We start from the raw sequence: 16667 nt of genomic DNA, 5'->3' as shown, positions 1-16667 counted from the left end.
AGCCATTTTAATGGCTTCTGGGACATTTCTTTTTTTAATTATAAGAAAGTATAAGTTTCACGCTATATTTTATCCTTATAATTCTCGCATAAACGCTTACCGTCCTTAAAAGGATGCCAAAGGCGTTTAAGCTTGTAAAAATACAAGGAGTTAAGAATTATTTAAGGGTCTGTTCACGGGCATTTTAGATTTACGACTTAGTCTAATATTGCAGGGAAATGGAATTGTTAAATGGAGGACAAGAATTGAAGTAAAGGGGGAACTGAGATGGAGAGCATAATCAAGCTAACAGGAGTGACCAAAGAATTTCGTAATGGCAGCGGGATTAGCGGGGTTTCTTTGGAGCTTCGAAAGGGGGATATCTACGGATTACTTGGACCGAATGGTGCAGGGAAAACAACACTCTTAAAAGTAATAACGGGTCTGATTTCACCCAGCTTCGGCAGTATCTCACTGTTCGGGCAAGATCTGGGTTCATCCTATTCTTCTAGTATGAGGAAAGTAGGCTGTATGATCGAATCGGCTGATTTCTACGACTATCTTACACCTGTACAATATTTGAAGCTGACAGCCAGCTTTTATCCGAATATTCGTCCAGAACGGATCACCGAGGTATTAGAGGCGGTAGGTCTCGCCTTGTTCTCCAAAGAAAAAATCAGACATTTCTCTACAGGAATGAAGCAAAAGCTCGCCATGTCTGCCTCTATCATCCATCACCCAGAGCTAGTGATTTGGGATGAGCCGACTAACGGGCTGGACATTGAGGGGGTTGTTCATTTTCGTGCTTTAGTTAAAGAGCTTTCTGCTAATCAGGGAATTACCTTTTTCATCTCCAGCCATATGATTCATGAATTGGAACAGCTATGTAATAGAGTAGGGATTCTGAATCAAGGTGTTCTGATTCGTGAGGGGGAAGTACAGGAGCTACTGACCGACAGCTTATCCCTTGAGGAGTTTTACATTACGGAGCTAAAGAAAGGAAAGGAGGTGCTTGAGAATGGAGGGATTAAGAGCGGGAATTAAAAATGAGCTTCTACTGATGATTTACCGCAAAAAGACCCTAATGTTCTTTATTGTTTCTGCCTTTATTCCACTATTATTGATGTTATTATTTCAGGCGCTTCACCCTATTCTGGGCATTGTGGCTGTTGGTTCCACGTATCCAGTCCAGATGCTGGGAATCTGCACAACATTCTTAATTCCATTGTTTATGTTCTTAGAGATCTCTGAGCTATTTCCACAAGAGGTGTCCTCTCGTACCTTGAAGCTGACGTTACTCAAACCGATTACGCGATTGGGAGCGTACACCGCTAAGTTCCTTGCGCTAGGGCTTGCGATCGGAGGACTACTGTTTCTATTAGGGATAGTGAGCACGTTATGTAATATTCTGTTTGGAACTATCCATATGGGGAACGTAGGTATTATTAGCTTGATAAAAGCTTATACAGCAGCATTTCTCTCGATGTGTTCACTGGCAGCCTTGTTTGTGTTCATCGCTCAATTTTTTCGCAGCACAGGTGGGTTTCTAATGTTCTCGATCTTTGTCTTCGCCGGAGGTAAGGCTGTGCCTTACTTTATAAGTGGATTCTCTTCCTTTTCTATAATTTCTTATACGAATGGGTACTCTCTATGGTTAAGTCATGCAATTTCCGCAGGCAGGCTTGCCACAACTACCTTGTTCTTACTTTCAGGATTATTGCTATTTCTATCAGTGGGCTATTTCTTCTTTGATCGGAAAGAGGTTTAGCCTGAGCGCTACTTTTACTTCTCGGAGTATCAATTGTGTTGCTAAAGGAAGGGGGAATGATTGGTGAAGGAAACCAGTTCATTATTATCGGAAGATCGGAATGTATGGAATAAGGTGCCACAGGTGACTGTTTTTTTCTGGATCATTAAGATTATGGCGACCACTGTTGGAGAAACTGCTGCGGATTTTCTTAATTTCAACCTCTTTTGGGGGTTATCTAATACAACCTTGGTGATGAGTGGACTGCTGATTGCAGCACTATACTTCCAGATGTCAGCATCAAAATATGTACCTGCTCTTTACTGGCTTGCTGTTGTATTAATCAGTGTCGTGGGTACGCTCATCACTGACAATCTGGTGGACAATCTTGGCGTATCACTGGAGGCGACCACTATAGTTTTTTCTATCCTCTTAAGCCTGACCTTTGGAGTCTGGTATGCCAGTGAGAGGACGTTATCTATCCATTCGATTACTACCAAAAAGCGCGAGATGTTTTACTGGCTAACCATTCTATTTACCTTTGCCTTAGGCACAGCCGCTGGAGATTTAGTTGCAGAAAGTCTGAACTGGGGATACCTGCTCTCAGCAATTATTTTTGCCGCTCTGATAGGCGCGATAACACTCGCTTACTATCGCTTTAAGCTAAATGCAGTAACTGCCTTCTGGCTTGCATATATTCTGACTCGGCCATTAGGAGCATCACTGGGTGACTATCTTTCACAGGACCGGAGTGAAGGCGGGTTGGAACTGGGCACGACAGGAACAAGTATTATTTTTATTGTTATTATTCTCGGGTTAGTGATCTATTTAACCAAGACAAAGAAAGACGAGGTAGCACTTTAGAAAATATTGAAATTAATACTCAGTTAAGACTCCCATCACTATCCGTTTACGATTCAGAGTTAGAGTTAAAGGAGGCCATGAGAAAAGGAGCTTTGTCATGAACACAGATCCTAAAGTACTTATTGTTACTTCGGCATTTGGAGACGGGCATATGAAAGTAGCCGAGGCCATCGAACATTCATTTCGACGTCAGGGCATTAGCCGGATTACCACCTTGGATCTATTCGCTGCAGTTCATCCTACCTTGAATGAGCTATCCCGAAGATTCTATTTGAACAACACAGGGTATACCCAAGAATTTTATGGATTCTTGTACACAATGACGAGTAAGATGAGGCCAGAGCAGTTCATGGGTAGACTCATCCATTCTATGGGCAAACGAAAAGTACAAAGGATCATCGACGTGATACAGCCGGATATTATTATTCATACCTTTCCTTATTTGGCTGCAGCTGAGCTAGCATCAACAACAGGAGGTCGGATGCCTCTATTCACGGTTATGACGGATTATGTAGTTCATGGCAGGTGGCTTCACCCACAAACGACGAAATATTTTATCGCTTCAGAAAGCATGAAGGCGACTCTGATGGCAGCAGGGATTGCTGAAGAGAAGCTTGTGGTCAGCGGGATCCCTATTCGCGAGGCTTTTGAACAGACTCAGGATCGTGGAGCACTTTTACGCAAACATGGGTTACATGGAGATCGCCAATATCTATTACTAGCGGCAGGGGCTTACGGCGTATTAAGTGATATTAGCAGTTTAATAAAAAGAGTACTGCTTCAATCAAGCTTCGATGTCATTGTATTATGCGGGAATAATCATAAGCTTCGAACAGCTACGGTGGAGCTTTTTCAAGAGAACCCTCGTGTTCACATTTTGGGCTATACGGAAGAAATGCAGGAGCTGATGTGCATAGCTTCCTGTCTATTGACCAAAGCAGGCGGGATTACCTTGACTGAGGCGATGGCTCTAGCACTTCCAGTTATCGTCTATCGACCACTCCCCGGTCAGGAGGCAGGCAATGCAGAATGGTTATCTGGGCACCATTTGATAGAGATCGCACGAAATGAGGAGCAGTTAATAGAGCAGCTTCAGCGATTGGAGCATATGGCGTACAGAGAGGAAAGGGAACAGCATATGAGGGTCTTTTCGCGGAAATCAGCCTCGGATGCTATTGTTACCGAAGCCTTAGAGGCTATTAAATTGCGTCAGTCCTCTGTTCCCGCAGTAAAATCCATGCTTGTTGAAGGGCAGGCGAAGACGATTCATGGATATTATTAGGAAGAAAGAAAGGCAACAGCAGACGTTTACCCGCCTTGCAATAATTCTCTTTTTTATAGAATGGATAAGAGGTGCTGTCCTAATCACGTTCTTACCCACTTATATATTGACGAGCTGGGGGCTTACAACGTCAGTAGTTGGCATTGCGGTCTCCGTACACTATTTAACGGACAGCTTGATCAAAAGCTTCATTGGCTATCTCTTGGATAGATATCCTGGGCGTACCGTGCTTCATGGAGGCTTCTTTCTTGGGCTCGTAGGACTGTTAATGATGGTGACAACGCATAGTCCATGGATGCTTATTGTAGCCTCTGCTTGCTTGGGGGCTGGATTCTCACCGATCTGGATCCTATGTATGAGCCAGGTATCAGAGGAAAAACGAGCACAGCAGATGGGAACCTTGTACGTATACTGGATGGCTGGTCTAGGTCTGGGTCCCGTAATGATGAATTTATTAATGGGTGGTGGACTGTCACTGTCCCTTGCTGTCATTGGATTATTTTTTGTAGCGGGCTGGATCATGGTAGGTCTTGTGAAGATGAACAAGGTCTCGGTGCAGCGTGTGAATATATCCGTAGGCGAGCAGTTTGTATCTCTATGGAACAAAGTGAAGAAAGGGGGATTTCTCGTCCCGGGCATGCTGCTGCAGACTACAGCGGGCGGGATACTGGTCCCTTTTCTAACCAGCTTTGCTATTTCTCATTTAGGTCTGTCCCATTCTCAGCTGTCGATCGTGTTATTTATGGGAGGAGCAGGTGTAGTTCTATTTCTTGTGCCCATGGGAAAATGGTTTGATCAAGTTGGAGGTAAATGGTTCCTTGTGATTGGGTTCGGCGTATTTGCGGTTGCCTTGTTCGGCTTAACTTCTATTAATTCCTTCTCCGCCGCCATTGGGCTCTCGCTTCTGCTGGGATGTGCTTATGCTGCTTTACTTCCCTCTTGGAATGCTTTAATGGCCAGTTACATTCCCGAAGATTCCGTAGGGATCAGCTGGGGCTTATTGTTTTCTATAGAAGGTTTAGGGGTGGTTATTGGTCCGCTAATTGGAGGCTGGCTGGGAAGCTCAGGGAATCAATTGCTGCCATTTCAAGTCAGTGCCTGTTTGTTTGGATTGATTAGTGTTGTCTACTTACTATCCCCTGCCCGATTATTTATTCACAGAAACAGAGTAATCGAGAAGCTTCCAAATGTATCGTAGTTAAGATTTATTTAATAGACTCTTCACAACGAATTTAGGAATTGCACCTAAGCTTAATATGCAAGACTAAATAAGTAATGAAGGGAAGGAAAAAGAATGAAGAAGAAATGGTTACTCACAGGAGGGGCAGCAGGGATTAGCGGGGTTATCATGCTGGCTACTGGACTGACGGCGTTTGCGGGAACCTCTGGGTATGAGGATTATAAAGCGGCACTTAAGAATACTGCAGAGAACATGCAGAGTATTACCGTACAAGCTGATGCGATACTTAAAGATAACGGCAGTGTTCTTAGTCAGGCACAAGGAAGCTTAAAAGCAAACTTGGCGAATGAAGCCGTTAGTGGGGCTGTAAAGATTAGCGGGTCACAAGGTTCCCATGTACTTAGCCTCTATAGTCAGCCTGACGGACAGGTCTGGAAGAGTGATGCTTCCGATATCTATTACGTAAAGCAGGATATAAAGGATAAGAAGGATCAGGAATCAGGAACAGAACCCAAGGAAGCCGTTTGGTTAAGTAGCCAAGAAGAGACAATCATGGATGCTTTGATCGGTAATTTAAAGAATGAGTTCACATCTACCACCGATAAAGACGGTGCCAAGCATATCTCGCTGCAGCTTGATAATGCGCAAATTCCGGCAGTGATGCAGGCTTTAGCCCCAGTTCTGTTCAAGAATCTTTCAGAAGAGAAGGATCATGAGTCCGGTAAAGACACTGCTGTAGATTCGAAAGATCCAGAAGATCTTATTCAGCAGAACCTGTTTGATTTTCAAGCCATTGATATGACGAACGGCGTACAGATTCAAAGCATCCGTCTGAATGCGGATATCACTCCAGCCAATGCGCTTCAGCACCAACAGTTAGATCTTACGTTTGTGGGTCAGGATGAGCAAGGAGCTTCCCATACGTTGGCTGCTAGTCTGGATGTTCAACTCTCTGCATTCAATGCGACTACGACAGAGTCTATTGACCTGACAGGTAAACAAGTGCAGCAGGTGAAAGAGGATCATGAACACGGACATCATGATTAACGTTGTTGTGATTAAATAAGTGTGGAACAAGTAAAAAGTCTGCAAATAGAAAGTCTCTATGATGTGAATGGTCATAGAGACTTTCTTTGTTTAAGGGTTGTTTTAGCATATACTAGTGCTAGGCAAGCCCCACAATTTGGAGGTGTTTGAATGAAAACTTTAGTTAACGAAAGTGACAACTGAAATGACTTATGAAGAAATCAGCGAACTTATTAGTAATTAATCAATTTAACTTCTACTGAACTCCCCCGACTTCCGGTGCTGCCAACTCATGAATACCAAAGATAATGCAATGATCGTGAGCATAATCCCAAGGACTTGAAATCCCTCAAAGTTGAATTTTTCTCCCATAATTATCCCTATCAACAAGGAAGATAGGATGGTTCCCAGATATCTTGATGTGTTAAATAAGCCCGATGCTACACCGATGATTTCTTTTGGAGAACTTTGGAACAAAGCGGCTTGCAGACCTACATTGTTCAACCCATTGCTAATCCCGAAGGCAGCCAATGCCACACATACACTGATAACCGGTGAAGTCTGATTTAATGTGACAAGCCACACCGATCCCAATGTCATTAGTATTGCGGATACCAGCAATGCTGGCCGGGGGCCAGATCTATCGATCCAGCGTCCTGCTATTGGAGCAGTAATCAACGAGCATAATCCTAGCGTTAGCATGAGAATCCCGGTTTGGAACTCACTGACATGCCGTACCATTTGCAAATAAGATGGAATCCCGAAAAAGAGGGAGTAAAAAAGTACGTTAACGAGCATAAATTCAATATTAACCAAAGTCATCGCCGGATATTTGGCAAAGGTACGCAAAGGAATAAAGGGTGACTCCGCTTTTAACTCATGCCGGACGAATACTCCTAACAAAGCGATTCCTGTTAGTAGGGCAATAACATTTACTAATGCGACATGCCCGGATGATTTGGCTGAGAGCAATCCAACAAGTAAGGCGATCAGTCCCATCGTGAAGAGCAGGATTCCTGTCACATCCATCAAATTAAACCAATTTCGAAAGGATATCCCGCGGGTAACGGTTGTTGACGGTTCGTCCTTAGGGATATTTCTCCAAGATAAAAGAAAGCTCGCCACGACGATTGGAATATTGACGAAAAAGATAGCGGGCCAGTCCCACCAGTGAATGATGACCCCGCCAATAAAGGGTCCAATGGCTGCCGCTCCGGACAGGAATATGGACAAAACAGACAGCGCTGTCGCTTGTTTCTCCGTAATATGAATACGTACAATGGCCATTCCAACGGCTACCATCATGCTTGTTCCAATGGCTTGCACAATCCGGAACACGATGAGCCACCCGAAATTCGGGGATATTGGAGCTAATAAGCCTGCGATGAAGGATACGACAAGGCCAGTAAGAAATATCTTCCTCCGGCCGAATAAATCGCTGGCTTTTCCCATGACAGGTTGAGCGACACTACTTGCAATGTAGAAAGAAAAAATGATCCAGGAAACACCTGTATAGTCAAGCTGGAATACATTTTGCAGCCTTGGAATAGCAACAGAAACCATTGAAGAATTTAAAGGATTCAATAATATCCCCAAACCCACTGAAATCATTAACCACCTGCTGCGAACACTCATTATGAAGCCTCCCATTACTTATTAATTTCATCGTACTTGAATTCGTTTATTCATTCCAACGCATTTCATGGTATGATCTCATTGATTTGAAGGAATGAATGGAGGCATGAAATGGAACTTCTGCAATTGCAATATTTTCTCGCAGTAGCTCGTTTGGAGCATATGACTGAAGCTGCACGAAATCTACATGTTACTCAATCATCCCTAAGTAGAACGATTCAACGTTTGGAGGAGGATCTTGGGGTCCCTTTGTTCGATCGGGTAGGGAGAAAGCTGCGATTGAATGAGTTCGGCAGACGATTCCTTCGCCGTGCTGAAAGAGCTTTATTTGAATTGGAGCAGGGAAAGCAGGAGCTTAGTGATTTATCTCACCCGGAACATAACACGCTTGAATTAGCGGTGACCACCGCGAGCACATTACCCAATATCCTTCGCAAGTTTCGAAAAAAGAGACCTGATATTCAATTTCATGTGCAGATGCTGACCACGCAGGAAATGATCACACTTTTGGATAGAGGAGAGGTGGATTTCTGTTTGTCCTCACCACCTATAGAAGGGGACGATATCGAATGCCAAATCGTATTTATCGATCCAATCCTTGTAGCCGTTCCAAAGGGGCATCGGTTGGCTAATCGAAGTAGCATATCCTTGTTAGAGCTGAGAGATGAATGGTTCGTCGGGGTTAAGAGTGGTTATGGAACTCGGGATTTAATAGACTCTGTGTGCCAATCGGTTGGATTTGTGCCTAAATATGTATATGAGGGGGATGAACCTGCAAGGCTTAGTGCGCTTGTGGAAGCTGAAATTGGCTTAGCCTTCATTCCAAGTACGGCAAGGAATTCACGGGAAGATATCAAATATCTCCAAGTTGAGAATCATGAATTGGAAAGAGAGATTGCTTTGATTTGGCACAAGAGCCGGTATATTTCGCAAGCTGCTCTGGAATTTCGTGAGGTAGTTGTAGAATATTTCGGAGCGATATCTAAAGAGCATTAAGATAATTGAGGATGGGTATCGAGAGGTATTGAACTGGATACATAAGAACAATTGCATCCAGCTCAAGGACACATGGTCTAAAGATATATTTTATAATGAGGATGTAGAAGAATCTGGTAGTGTTTAATTATCTGATGTTGGTTCTTCCATAAACCATGAGATATGGGTGCATCTCTTACAAATAAGGATTGCAGCGTTTTTGTTTGCCCAGTCAAATCCTAGAAATGATGCTCCGCTTGTGTTAAGTAGTTTATAATCCAGATCAAAGGTATCGTTTTGACAACAAGGACAGGTTATTCGCGCGCCAGCAGCACTGTATCTCATTTTTAAAACCTCCTGTGAATTTGTATAGTTCTTTAACGCATCTGAGGTTATTAAGGTTTCATGTACTCGAACTTACTAGTCAATTTGGGGTGAAATTATGAACAGCTGGGAAACAGCTTTGTCAAAGGTATGTGAGCTTTATTTTTCATCGGAAGTGAATTCGAAATTAGAATGGATCTTGGTTGGCTCGGTGGGTTCGGTTTTACAGGGCTGTGAAATGACTCCGGGAGACGTTGATATTTATACTAAAAATAAAGAAGGGATTGCACAATTTGCAGAACTTCTGAAGGAATATTCCCTGATAGACAAATGTGAACTTCCTCATGGGGAGAACTGGTTATCCTCTTTAGAAGAACCTGCATACACTCAGACCTTTTCTTCGGGCTTTTCGTGGACAAAGGGAAGTTGGATTATCAATGGATTCAAAGTGGAAGTCGTTCATATCTCCAACTCAGCGGGAATTCCTGATTCTATGGATGGTGATGGGATATGGGAAGGTGGACGATTCATTTGGAACCATTGTAAGAATGTAACAATCGGACGGTACACTATTCCTACGGTTCCTCTAGAAATACAACTGGAATCTAATTTAAGACGACAACGGTCCGACAGGACACAAGCGATTATTACTGCACTGCAAAAATATGGCTACGATCAAGAACTAATCGAAAAAGCTCTATCAAAGAAACACTTACCTTATTTTTATTCTCAAATGAATGGAGCTAAGTGATTTATTAATAAAAAAGGAAATATACTGGTATAATATGGTTGGTAATCATGGGAAGGGGTTGATTTCTATGTCAGACTTTTTTAATCCAGGACCTAGTTCGAATACGACGGACCCTGGTGGTCATAAAGCAAACCATGATGTCAATGCGCAGAAATATCATACACAAGGTGTTCCCGGATTTTGGAGCGAAGTGACCAATCTTTTAATTGTGGTGGCAATCATTGCAGTTATTTTCTTACTCATATGGATCTTTTAATGGTGTTGTAGCTTGTTTTATTTACGTAAAAAATGACAGCCCTTATAAATTTCAAGGGCTGTCATAGTTGTTATTAGGCTGAGGTTCGCGAACCGCACCTTTTGATGCCGAGTAGTGACTATGCCATAGGAATCGAGAATAAAGTACCATCCCCATACTGAGTTCATTCATCCGAACATTGCGAAGGATCCGGCTTGTAGAGTAACCCCTCCGATTACCAGCACCTTAAAATCAAATTTACCCATCCCATACCCAATTCTCATCCCCCAGACGGAGAAAGTATCCATCTGGAGCCAGTTATCTAAATTTAGATTCTAAAATAAAATGAATTTAACAATGGAATCACTCTTTAAAAATCGTACGGGAGAGGATGGTTATAAGGTGGAGAAAATTATAGAGGTACAGGGGATTAGCAAGGTCTATGCGAAAAGAAAGACGAAAGAGAAAATACATGCCGTTCGTAATGTTTCTTTTCATGTAAATCGTGGTGAGGTTCTCGGTTTATTGGGCCCCAATGGGGCTGGGAAAACATCAACAATAAAGATGCTTTGTGGTTTGTTAGAATCGGATGGGGGTTCTATTTCCATTAATGGTTTAGATATATGCAAGAAGAGACTGAAAGCGCTAGAGCATATTAGTGCTGTATTAGAGGGAAACCGGAATTTATATTGGCGTCTTACCGTACGGGAAAATTTAGAATATTTTGCAGGTAACCGGGGGTACTCTCGGAAGCAAATAGTCGATCAAACAGAGAAATTATTAGGGCAATTCAATCTTAAAGAAAAGGAGAATGAGCTGGTTAATGGATTATCCCGGGGGATGCAGCAAAAGCTGGCAATCGCTGTGGCGTTATTAGCTAATACGGATGTCATCTTGCTGGATGAGCCAACGCTCGGTTTGGATGTTGAGGTTAGTTATGAATTACGTAATATTCTAAAAACGATAGTAAGGGAAGAAAGACGTACGATCATTATTAGCTCACATGATATGCCCGTCGTTCAGGAGCTGTGTGACCGTGCCATTATCATTAATAAAGGTGAAGTTGTGATTGATGACAGGGTGGAGAATTTACTTAAGTTATTTGAAACAAGGGCATATTCCATTAAGCTGGGTGAGCAATTAAGCCTAGAACAGGAGAATAAACTGTTAAGTATATTCCCTTTAAGTACTTATAAAGCAAGCTCTCATGAAACGATTGTGGAAGTGAACTTAGAGCATGGGCAGGATATCTACGAGTTGTTTGATCTCCTGAAAGAGGAAGGAACCATGGTGGAAAGTATTGATCGTATTACGATTGATTTTGAACAAGTGTTTATTCAGATTGTGAAAGGAGGTAGAACTCATGAAATGGCTCCATTTATTTAATGCGAATTTTCGTAAGGAATATATTGAGATGAAACGTTATCTACCGAACACGATTGCGTTAGTAGCCACTTTTTATATTATATTTCTGGCTGCATTTTTTGGAATTATGTTCATAGGAGATCCGGCCAGCTTTGATACGAATGTTCAATACTCCATTGTAAGTGTGGTCTTTTGGAGCTTAACGATGATGACGATGAATTTTATTGGTTATTCGGTAATCACAGAAGCGACGCGTGGAACGTTAGAACAGTTATATATGTCTCCCTTGGGCGTGTGGAAAATCATGCTCACGCGGATCATCAGTCAATTGGGCTTACAGTCTGTTATTATGATCCTTTTACTCTTTGGTGCGATGCTGACCTCCGGGCAGTGGTTGAGCTTAAATCCTATGACTACGATCCCAATCATTATAGTTACGATGATAAGTATGGTGGGGGTCAGTTTTATGATTGCTGGTTTGGCTGTTATCGTGAAACAAATTCAAGCATTTTTACAGATTTTCCAATTCGTTTTGATGGGACTTGTATTTGTTCCGATATCTGTCGCACCATTTCTGGCGTTTGCTCCATTCGTCAAAGGCGTGAATATGGTAAGAACAGTGATGATAGAGAATCTTACGCTAACGGAGTTGCCCTTATCAGATTATGGCGTATTACTATTAAATTCGCTAGTGTATTTGATTTTAGGGCTCTTTGTGTTTGATCGGTGCGAGAAAATAGCCATGAAGAAAGGTCTTCTCGGGCAATATTAGCCTACACAAACGTTTATTCTTTAGGTATAGCTAATACTTATAACCTGCCATAACTCATTGGTGTAACGGTATAGGCCATCGGATATGCTATATTAATTTTAATAATTTTTTACGAGGAGATTAATATATGAGCACTCAAACCGAACCTAAACAACGAACCGTTACTCCATTTCGATATGATATTGTTGGCAGCTTCCTGCGCCCTCAAGCGTTGAAAGAGGCTAGATCAAAATTCAAAAACGGCGAAATTACCGCTGAGCAGCTGAAGGAAATTGAAAATAAAGAAATCGTTAAGCTAGTGCAGAAGCAAAAAGAGGTAGGCCTTCAAGCTGTAACTGACGGCGAATTCCGCCGTTCTTGGTGGCACCTCGATTTCTTCTGGGGATTTGATGGTGTAGAGCGGACTATTATTGATCAAGGCTACCAGTTTAACGGCGCGCAGTCGAGACCAGAAACAGCCCGATTGACCGGGAAAATAAGCTACAGCAGCCACCCTTTTGTAGCGCATTATGAATTCTTAAAAGGCGCTGCAGGCGAGGGCGTTGTTGCGCGTCAATCGATTCCTGCAGCTGCGCAATTCCTGTTTGAGCTGGATCGGGCAGAAAATAAGGAAAGCACGAATGAATTATACCCGAATCGTGAAGAGCTAATTTCGGATATTGCCAAAGCGTATAAAGCATCAATTCTTGCCTTTTATGCAGCGGGCTGCCGCAGCATTCAAATCGACGATTGCACGTGGGGAGCTCTGTGCGACGAACAGTTTATAGCATTTATGAATCAGGTTGGTGTGAATGTAGCTGAATATGCGAACGAGCTTGCGAAGTTGAACGAAGAAGTAGTATCCGGTCTGCCGGAAGATCTGGTTGTAACGACACATGTATGCCGAGGCAATTATGTTTCTACTTATGCTGGAGTAGGCGGAGGTTATGAACCTATCGCGCAAACACTTCTGAACATCAATAACTACTCAGGTTACTATCTGGAGTTTGATACGGAACGGGCGGGCGATTTCAAACCTTTGCGCTTCCTAAAAGACAATCAACAGGTCGTGCTTGGTCTGTTCTCTTCCAAATTTGGTGAGCTGGAGAGCAAGGAAGATATCCTGAAGCGTATTGAAGAAGCAAAGCAATATGTTGATCTGGACCGGATTTGCCTGAGCCCGCAATGCGGATTCGCTTCTACGGAAGAAGGTAACCACCTGACAGAGGAGCAGCAATGGCGCAAGCTTGCGTATATTAAAGAGATTGCGGAAGAGATCTGGAATTAAGGATAAGTAAAAAGTTAAAAAAACACCTTAAACCGCACGGATATTCATCCGACTCGGCTTAAGGTTTATTTTGATTTAAAGCGAGTGCATCGATATACTTGGCTAGTTCTATCTATACCAGTGACTAGATTAGGGAAAATCTCCCTAATAAAAGCCGATCATTCCTCTAAATGAATCGAATCAGGGAATTCCTCCCTAAAAATCGGGGGATAACTAAATTCACGACCAAATCAGTTGAATTATAGGGAGGAATTCCCTAATTGTCAGCCTAATGATCAAATATCTCTGAATTTTAGGGAGAAATTCCCTAATCTATAAAACGCAAAGTACAAAAAAGGGAGCTCTCGTTAAGAGGCTCCCTTTTTTGTACTTATATTATTTTGTATAGTTATCGAAGTAACCTTGAATATAAATCATTGGTGTTCCTTTGTCTCCACTACCAGAAGTCAAATCAGATAATGAACCAATCAGGTCCGTTAATCTACGAGGTGTAGTCCCTTGGGCTTCCATCGCACCAACCAGATCCTCATTTTTATTCTGGATATATTTAGAAATGGCTTGTTTCAGCTCTTCACCACGAAGATGAGAGAAGTTGTTATCGGCCAAATATTTCAATTTCACCTCATTTGGCGTTCCATCAAGTCCTGCAGTATAGGCAGGGGATACAACTGGATCTGCCAGTTCCCATATTTTACCGACCGGATCTTTGAATGCACCATCGCCATAGACCATTACTTCTACAGTTTTACCTGTAATTTCTTTAATTTTTGCTTGGATACCATCTACGATAGGTTGGCAGTTATTAGGGAATAGCTTTACGCTTTCTTCTGTTGCTTTATTAGAGCCAAGCAGACCATAAGCTTCGTTAAAGCCGCTGCCATCGATGGATTGTGTAAGAACATCATCCAGACCAAATACTTTTTCAGCACCATTGCTCATGAGAATTCGTTTGGTTCTGAACCGTGTGTGAATATCACAAGTTAATACATTTTTTGTGTAGTTTAAAATGGTTTTCGGATTGTTGGAGAAGATGACTTCACAAGCCACACCTTCAGCTTCAATTAAGCTTTTATAATATTCGATATAGTCAACACCTGTGAATGGGTGCTTAATATAGCCGAAATGTTCACGGAACTGAGCCTCAGTTAATACATCCGTCCATGGATTGACACCCTTAGCATCTAATTCGTCGATGTCTACAAGATGGTTGCCTACTTCATCCGATGGATAGCTTAACATTAAGACTACTTTTTGTGCCCCTTTGGCAATTCCACGCAAGCAGTTAGCAAACCGGTTACGGCTAAGAATAGGGAAAATGACACCCACAGTCTCTTCACCGAATTTTGTTTTAATATCAGCAGCAATATTATCAATGGTCGCATAGTTTCCTTGTGCCCGAGCCACAATGGATTCTGTTACGGTTACAATGTCGCGATCCTCTATCTTAAAACCCTCGATTGTTGCAGCATTCAATACGGTCTCAACTACGATTTCTTCTATGTTATCCCCATTGTTAATGATGGGTCCGCGAAGTCCGCGCACCACTGTTCCAACTACTCTTTCCAATACAATCTCTCCTCTTATAAGGGTATACTCTCTATATAAGTAATGGTTTTTATCCTATATTACTATACCCTTTTAAGCGATATAAGTGAAATTAATGTTTGTGATATCTAATATAAAAAGGATTTATAGAGGGAGCGCCGTATGAACAAAATGGATCGATTGTTAGCTATAGTGCTTGAACTGCAGCGAAATAAAATGTTACGGGCGGAGGATTTGGCGGCTACGTTTGAAACGAGTGTGAGAACTATCTATCGGGATATTCAGGCACTGAGTGAAGCGGGCGTATCCATAATAGGAGCGCCAGGGCAGGGCTACTCCTTAATCGAGGGGTATTTCCTGCCACCCGTTAGTTTCACGCTGGACGAAGCAGTGACATTGCTTATCGGGACTGACTTTATCGAGCAGTGGTTTGATGCCCACTATAGCAATAAGGCTAGAAGCTCTAAAGCAAAGATAGAAGCTATCCTTCCAGAAGCCATCCGCAGTGAAGCGTCACAGATCCGCAAAAGTTTTCGTTTATTTGCATCCGCAGCAGATATAGCACCAATACAAGAAAAGGCATGTCTGGAAGCCATTCGTCGAGCGATAATGGAGAAAAGGAAAATAAGATTTCGTTATTCCAAAAGAATCGCCGAAGCCGATGGGAACCGTCAAAGTATTCGTACGGTTGCTCCTTACGGACTTGTGCTTCATCAAGGATCATGGGTACTCGTCGCTTGGTGTGAATTGCGTCAAGGCATCCGTCATTTCCGGTTATCCCGAATGAGGGAGCTTATGGATCTGGAAGATAAATTCATACTGCCAGCGGATTTCCAATTGGAGGTATACCAGCCTCCTGATGATCGCAACGTTCATGTGCTTATCTTAGTCCATTCGGACATAGCCGATAGGGTAAGGGAATCGAACAATTTCTATATTGAAACTATAGAGGAGCATGCGGAAGGCTTACTGTTTACTTTTCGAGTTCGAGAGCCAGCGGAATTGCTGCAATGGGTGCTGGGCTGGGGAGGCGGCATGGTTGTGCTAGAGCCGGAATCTTTTCGCCATCAAGTTAGAAACGAGCTGGAAATAATGTTAAAACGCTACTGACATAACGCTGTCAGTAGCGTTTTTGTATACTTGGATAATTAATGACTAGAGGAGCTGAAATATGATGATTACAACTAAAGAAGCCTTACAACGTTTTGAAGAAACTGCGACATACTATATTCATGAATTAGAGCGATTCAATCTGGAACAGCTGAAGCAAAAGCCAAGTGAAAACGAGTGGTCCATCGGACAGATGGTTCAACATCTCATTAACTCGGCACTGTATATGCAGCTTCGTAATATTGATCAATGTCTGGCGCCAAGCCAAGATCCCTTAATATCTCATGTAGGGAAAACCGAGGATGGTGCGGCTATATTTGCACAAGGAAGCTTTCCACCCATTCGTATTCAGGTTCCGCCTTCTGCCCAATATACACCGGAGCAGCCGGAGAGCAAAGAACAATTAATTCAAGGGTTACAATCAGTCATCCAAAGAATGAGAGAGGTCGAACCGTCTCTTGAAAAAGCGTCCAAACTTAATACCGTATCTCATCCGCGATTCGGTGGACTATGCGCGGAGGAATGGTTCCTGCTTATTGAAATGCACTATCGTCATCATCTTCTGCAGCTGGAGCGATTAAACAAGGAATTGTTTCGGAAAGTGATGTAA

The 16667-nt window shown here is 42.6% G+C and carries 16 protein-coding genes; 14 read left to right on the top strand and 2 right to left on the bottom strand.

The window, feature by feature from the left end; genetic code table 11:
• Positions 1-267 precede the first annotated feature (267 nt).
• From M2444_RS08295 to M2444_RS08270, 6 genes are all read left to right on the top strand, one after another.
• Positions 268-1023 carry an ABC transporter ATP-binding protein gene (locus tag M2444_RS08295; RefSeq protein ID WP_094876947.1) on the top strand — a complete coding sequence of 252 codons (756 nt, stop codon included), beginning with the start codon at positions 268-270 and terminating at the stop codon, positions 1021-1023.
• Positions 998-1747 carry an ABC transporter permease gene (locus M2444_RS08290; protein ID WP_280786700.1) on the top strand — a complete coding sequence of 250 codons (750 nt, stop codon included), beginning with the start codon at positions 998-1000 and terminating at the stop codon, positions 1745-1747. The genes M2444_RS08295 and M2444_RS08290 overlap by 26 nt, the downstream gene beginning before the upstream one ends.
• Positions 1748-1807: 60 nt before the next feature.
• The gene (locus M2444_RS08285) at positions 1808-2590 is read left to right on the top strand and encodes a COG4705 family protein (RefSeq protein WP_481857480.1); all 783 of its coding nucleotides are present in this window, start codon (positions 1808-1810) and stop codon (positions 2588-2590) included.
• Positions 2591-2687: 97 nt separating this feature from the next.
• Positions 2688-3872: an MGDG synthase family glycosyltransferase gene (locus tag M2444_RS08280; protein ID WP_094876948.1), complete on the top strand. Its 1185-nt coding sequence runs from the start codon at positions 2688-2690 to the stop codon at positions 3870-3872.
• Positions 3859-5070 carry an MFS transporter gene (locus M2444_RS08275; protein WP_094876949.1) on the top strand — a complete coding sequence of 404 codons (1212 nt, stop codon included), beginning with the start codon at positions 3859-3861 and terminating at the stop codon, positions 5068-5070. The genes M2444_RS08280 and M2444_RS08275 overlap by 14 nt, the downstream gene beginning before the upstream one ends.
• A 96-nt stretch (positions 5071-5166) precedes the next feature.
• Positions 5167-6099, top strand: coding sequence for a hypothetical protein (locus M2444_RS08270; protein WP_280786698.1), 933 nt, complete (start codon positions 5167-5169; stop codon positions 6097-6099).
• Positions 6100-6327: 228 nt separating this feature from the next.
• On the opposite strand, the gene M2444_RS08265 is transcribed toward M2444_RS08270, so the two are convergent.
• Positions 6328-7713: an MFS transporter gene (locus M2444_RS08265; RefSeq protein WP_280786697.1), complete on the bottom strand. Its 1386-nt coding sequence runs from the start codon at positions 7711-7713 to the stop codon at positions 6328-6330.
• Positions 7714-7824: 111 nt separating this feature from the next.
• Between M2444_RS08265 and M2444_RS08260 the strand changes: the two genes are divergently transcribed.
• From M2444_RS08260 to M2444_RS08235, 6 genes are all read left to right on the top strand, one after another.
• Positions 7825-8709 (top strand): LysR family transcriptional regulator, encoded by an 885-nt coding sequence (locus M2444_RS08260; protein WP_280786696.1) that lies wholly within the window; start codon positions 7825-7827, stop codon positions 8707-8709.
• A gap of 421 nt (positions 8710-9130) precedes the next feature.
• The gene (locus tag M2444_RS08255; RefSeq protein ID WP_094872881.1) at positions 9131-9763 is read left to right on the top strand and encodes a nucleotidyltransferase family protein; all 633 of its coding nucleotides are present in this window, start codon (positions 9131-9133) and stop codon (positions 9761-9763) included.
• A gap of 67 nt (positions 9764-9830) precedes the next feature.
• Entirely contained in the window at positions 9831-10019 is a 189-nt protein-coding gene (locus M2444_RS08250) for a hypothetical protein (RefSeq protein WP_094872879.1), read from the top strand.
• A gap of 381 nt (positions 10020-10400) precedes the next feature.
• Positions 10401-11384, top strand: coding sequence for an ABC transporter ATP-binding protein (locus tag M2444_RS08245; RefSeq protein ID WP_094872904.1), 984 nt, complete (start codon positions 10401-10403; stop codon positions 11382-11384).
• Entirely contained in the window at positions 11362-12135 is a 774-nt protein-coding gene (locus tag M2444_RS08240) for an ABC transporter permease (protein WP_094872868.1), read from the top strand. Before M2444_RS08245 ends, M2444_RS08240 begins: the two co-directional genes overlap by 23 nt.
• A gap of 127 nt (positions 12136-12262) precedes the next feature.
• Complete coding sequence (locus M2444_RS08235) at positions 12263-13402, top strand: 5-methyltetrahydropteroyltriglutamate--homocysteine S-methyltransferase (RefSeq protein WP_094877933.1); 1140 nt, start codon at positions 12263-12265, stop codon at positions 13400-13402.
• Between the two features lie 375 nt (positions 13403-13777).
• On the opposite strand, the gene M2444_RS08230 is transcribed toward M2444_RS08235, so the two are convergent.
• On the bottom strand, positions 13778-14968 hold the full coding sequence (locus M2444_RS08230; RefSeq protein ID WP_280786695.1) for a coenzyme F420-0:L-glutamate ligase: 1191 nt from the start codon (positions 14966-14968) through the stop codon (positions 13778-13780).
• A 141-nt stretch (positions 14969-15109) separates the two neighbouring features.
• On the opposite strand from M2444_RS08230, the gene M2444_RS08225 reads away from it, so the two are divergent.
• The gene (locus M2444_RS08225) at positions 15110-16057 is read left to right on the top strand and encodes a helix-turn-helix transcriptional regulator (protein WP_280786694.1); all 948 of its coding nucleotides are present in this window, start codon (positions 15110-15112) and stop codon (positions 16055-16057) included.
• A gap of 67 nt (positions 16058-16124) precedes the next feature.
• Positions 16125-16667 carry a DinB family protein gene (locus M2444_RS08220; protein ID WP_094872901.1) on the top strand — a complete coding sequence of 181 codons (543 nt, stop codon included), beginning with the start codon at positions 16125-16127 and terminating at the stop codon, positions 16665-16667.

Source organism: Paenibacillus sp. PastF-3 (assembly GCF_029893135.1).
GTDB classification, from domain to species: Bacteria; Bacillota; Bacilli; order Paenibacillales; family Paenibacillaceae; genus Paenibacillus_AQ; species Paenibacillus_AQ nitricinens.
The sequence above is the reverse complement of the archived record's forward strand: the minus strand, read 5'-3'. Positions and strand labels throughout refer to the sequence as shown.